At 49.8% G+C, this 4,645-nt stretch carries 3 protein-coding genes; all 3 read left to right on the top strand.

Features of this window, described 5'->3' with window-relative positions; all coding sequences use genetic code 11:
- The first annotated feature begins 219 nt into the window (after positions 1-219).
- On the top strand, positions 220-2,031 hold the full coding sequence (locus tag ON063_RS14280; protein ID WP_274665582.1) for an SH3 domain-containing protein: 1,812 nt from the start codon (positions 220-222) through the stop codon (positions 2,029-2,031).
- Positions 2,032-2,144: 113 nt separating this feature from the next.
- Positions 2,145-2,459 carry a hypothetical protein gene (locus ON063_RS14275; RefSeq protein ID WP_274665581.1) on the top strand — a complete coding sequence of 105 codons (315 nt, stop codon included), beginning with the start codon at positions 2,145-2,147 and terminating at the stop codon, positions 2,457-2,459.
- The coding region (locus ON063_RS14270; protein ID WP_274665580.1) for an EAL domain-containing protein at positions 2,431-4,645 on the top strand (2,215 nt) is incomplete at its 3' end. The genes ON063_RS14275 and ON063_RS14270, both read left to right, overlap by 29 nt.

Below are 4,645 nucleotides of genomic sequence, written 5' to 3'. Positions count from 1 at the left end.
TTTGTGTTCACTTTTGGGTGTTGCACTTAATTTTATAATTCATCGAATGAATAAAATAGGTAGTTATTCCCACTTCTAAATTATTGACCTCCTTTTCAAGAAAGAGGCCCGAATTGACCATTTGTCCCATTGCTTGCTCGTTTCATCTCACCGTACAATGAACTTGTATTGTTTCACTTGTTGAATGTTTCGCTCTCATTTTTGAAAGGAAGTGACGCTATGAATCCAAAGTCAGGTCTCACCTATTCATTCGCGGCTCTCGCAGCGGTCAGCGTATTGGCTCATGCAGATGAAGCCGCCGCCGCAAGCACACACACGGTGCGATCCGGTGATACGTTGTGGTCCATTAGCCGATCCTACGACCTTTCCGTTTCGGCATTAAAATCGTTGAACGGATTGACGTCTGATTCCATCCGAATCGGTCAAACGCTTCAAGTATCCGACTCTGGGTCGACAGGCGGTTCGTCACTCTCAACGTCGAGCACGACGCGGATGGCGACGACCGATGCATTAAATTTACGCTCGGGCGCTGGGACATCCCATCGAATCCTATTGACGATTCCAAAAGGAAAAGTCGTCACACCGATTCAAACGAACGGCTCATGGTCAAAAGTGAGCTACGGTGGTCAAACAGGGTGGGTGCACAACGGATATTTGAAAAAGACTTCAACGTCGACTCCCACAACACCTGCACCGACGACACCGCCTAACGTGAAACCGAGTGCGACCACTGCAAAGACGACAGTCAACTTGAATCTCCGTGCTTCTAAGTCGACGAAAGCCAGTATCGTATTGACGATTCCAAAAGGGAAAGCCGTCACGGTGCTAAAACGAGAAGGTTCTTGGTCACAAGTCAAGTATGGCTCACGCACAGGTTATGTCGCTCATACATATTTAACGACATCAGGATCAGCGACACCGTCCACACCAGTCACGACTACGCCAACTCCGAGCACACCTTCGGAAAATACGGTGAACCAGCAGTTTGTCACGACGGCGAACTTAAACGTACGCCAAGGAGCCGGCATCGGCTATGCACTCGTGACGAACATCCCGAACGGTACAATCGTTCAAGCGACGAAGAAGTCAGGTGACTGGTATTTCGTCACGTATAACGGGAAATCCGGATATGTGAGTGCCGGATATTTGAAACAGACGACGACTACTCCGAGCAACCCGGCCCCGAACGCAGGAGATAACGGCGCAGGGAACGCAGAAGTCGATTATGTCGTCAACACACCATCGTTGAACGTCCGGTCGAGCGCGTCGACGAACGCGACAATCATCGGGAGCGTCAAGGCCGGACAGACATTACGTGTCGTTCAAGCATCAAACGGCTGGCTTCAAATCTACTACGGCAATACGGTCGGTTTTGTCGCTTCCGCTTACGTCAAAACGGTCTCTAAAGACTCGACCGGAACCGAAGGACCGACGTGGGTGGAAGGTTCGTATGATGCGAATTCTTACTACACCTATTACCCGACGGCGATTCGAGCACAGGCGAACGAATCGAGCAGTACAGTCGGTTCGACACTACGCGGGGAATTGTTGAACGTGATCGGGGAAACGACGACCCACTACAAGCTCGCGTCAGGGTTTGTCGCAAAATCAGCCGTCACTGAAATCAAAGGTCAGAACGCGCAGGCGACACGACTTGCTACGATTCAGGTGGCAAAACAATACGTCGGCACTCCTTATGTATGGGCCTCTTCTAGCCCATCAAACGGTGGTTTTGATTGTTCAGGTCTCATCTACTATGTATTCAATCAGTCAGGCGTCAGCATCCCACGCACAAACGTGGCCAACTACTGGGCTGGTGCTTACTTTGGTCCACAGTTACCGACATCATTCGTCCCTCAGGCGGGTGACCTCGTCTTCTTCGAGAATACTTACACCACGGGACCATCGCATATGGGCATCATGATCAATGCCGATACATTCATTCATGCCGGTTCGTTCGGATTAGGTTACAACCAAATCAGTAAAGAACCGTATTGGCAATCACGCTTGATCGGTTACAAACGACCGTGACTTTGGTCACGCCATAAAACCCGACGAAAGTCGGGTTTTTCTTTCGTTTTGCAGGATTTTCATCCAGTGAAACGAAAACGGAAGTATGATGAAGGAAAAAAAGGAGGTGCCGGATGGGCCAACCCCGTTTTGCTAAAATTCCATACCGTACCTACACGATGGTACTCGCAATCGCTTGTCTCATCGGTGTCTTGATGTTCGGACTCGGGACGAGTTATTACTGGCATGAAAAACAAGAAGCGATCGACGAGACGATCACGAACTTGAATCAGGCAGCAAACCTCGCTGGCGTCGAAGCGTATGTCACCTTGTTCGAGGCGGCGACTCGCTATGAGGATCAATCGAATCAAACGACATCATTTCTTTCTATCCCTTATAAAGAGCGCGCGCTTCAATACAATGAAGACGCTTCAGACATTTTCGAATGACTTGGAAGGCATTCTCGATGCAGAACAGTTCGAAGCGGTCCCGTCTGATGTCATCAGTTCAATCAATCGGCGTTGGCTCTATCAAGCGCTCGAACAGACCAATCAACCGAACGCCACGTATGAGCTGACGGATGCGATGATGCGGATGCAGTCGATACTCATGCGCAGTAACGATACGTTGCTCCAAGAACCGATTGAAGAGGAACAATTAATCAATACCGTTGATTTGATTGTCAATGAAGCGACAATCATTCAAAAAATCATCGATCAAAACGATGCGTTACAAACGAAAGCTGTCATCGATGTTGCGGAAAGTGGTCAATCGTTTGCGAATATGGCGAGCAGTGAAGCGTCACTTGAAGCCCGTTACGTCAACGCAACGAACGTCTACGAAGATGCCTACGCTGCCCTTCGCTCGATTCGCTCCACGTCCGAGACGATGTTGCGAGAAGAAAGTAAGCATTATCAAGTCCTTGCCACGGCATCTTTTGTCGTGACGCTCCTCTTGTCGCTCGGACTACTTTTCCTGCTCTACTATACACGGAAACGGTATAATCACGATTTGGCGCATCTGAAAGCACGTGCGCTCGCAATCGACCCAAGCTTAGAACCGGTCGAAGCGACATTCCCGAAAACACATGACTTCCGTGGCATCGAGGACGAATTACGTGAGATCGCGGTGAGCGTTCATTCGACCGTCCATGAGCTCGAAAATCGCTCACAAGAACTCGTCCGCTATCACGAACGTTGGTCATCGCTCTTCTCCGAGACGGGTCTCGCCATCGCCTTGATGGACGATTCGTATAACCTGATGGAACGCAACGAGATGTTCCGTCAATTTTTTGGGGACCGAAACTTATACGAAATCAATCAGCTGTTCACTGATACGGGACGGCGCATGTTCGAGCAAGCACTTGAAGGCGTGACCGACCAAGGGACGAGCGCCCAATTCATCATTCATTTAAAAGGCGAACACACACGCTATTTGAACATCAAGCTCACCCCGCTCAAACGGGAAGAAAAACTGACGTATTATTTGATTGTCGAAGATGAGACCGATCGGGTCGAACGGGAGCGAAAAGTCGACCGACTCGTCCGCTTCGATTTGGCGACGAATCTCTATAACGAGTATGGGTTCATCAGGAAGTGGGAGCGTCAAGAGATTGACGGAGCGTTCGTCCTGATCCGACTGCACGACTACCATCATCTTGTCGACTGGTACGACCCGGCGTATGCGGACTTACTCATGACAGAGTTCGCCCGCTCTGTCGAAGCCCGTCTATCGAAATATGCGCACCATCTCTTCGGTCGATATCGGGATGATATGTTCATGTTATACGTGAAAGGTTTCACTGCCGAGGATGAACATGAACTGCTGGAATTGTTCCCGAGCGAAGTGACGGTCAATCACAAGCGACAAAACGTACACATCCAAATCGGCGCGACCGAGACGAAACCGGCGTATAACGATTGCCTATTCGAGGCGATGAAAGCTTTGCAACATGCGAAAGAAACACGTACGCCGCTCGTTTGGTATGACTCAGACATCTTGGCTCAGATGCAACTCGCCGCCTTGATTGAACAGGCACTTCCGGATGCCATTCGAAAAGGTGACTTGACGGTCGCCTATCAGCCGCAAGTCGAGCTGAAAACCGGACGCGTCGTCGGTGCGGAAGTACTTGCCCGTTGGACACATCCTGAGATGGGAATCATTCCACCGAACGAATTCATCCGAATCGCCGAGCGGTCTGATCAAATCTTGTGGCTGTCACACAACATCCTCGACCAGACGATTGAACAACTCGTCGCTTGGCAAGGAACTTCGTTTGAAGACATCTCTCTCTCGTTCAACTTGTCGGCCCACTCCGTCGACCCATCAATCGTGACGAAGCTTCGGGATTCGATTGAGAAATATCCATGGTTACCGGACCGATTGAAAATCGAATTGACCGAGTCATCGGATATCATGTCGTATGCGAGCGAGCTCGAACGGTTAGAAGATATCGCCGACCTCGGGTATTGTCTCTCGATTGATGATTTTGGAACTGGGTATGCCTCATTCGAAGCGATTTGGCACTTACCGATTCAGGAAGTGAAAATCGATCGGATGTATGTGAGTGGGAAAGCGAAAGAGAGCACGTCATTCTTACGTGCCGTCTCACGCTTTGCGAATGAACAGCAGTTGA

It is taken from the genome of Exiguobacterium sp. B2(2022) (assembly GCF_028823655.1).
Taxonomy (GTDB): Bacteria; Bacillota; Bacilli; order Exiguobacteriales; family Exiguobacteriaceae; genus Exiguobacterium; species Exiguobacterium aestuarii_A.
Note: the sequence above shows the minus strand (reverse complement) of the source record. Positions and strands in the feature narration are given on the sequence as shown.

Excerpts from the sequence above, each read along its gene's own strand:
- ON063_RS14280 (WP_274665582.1), top strand. The coding sequence starts at position 220 with ATGAATCCAAAGTCAGGTCTCACCTATTCATTCGCGGCTCTCGCAGCG.
- ON063_RS14275 (WP_274665581.1), top strand. The coding sequence starts at position 2,145 with ATGGGCCAACCCCGTTTTGCTAAAATTCCATACCGTACCTACACGATG.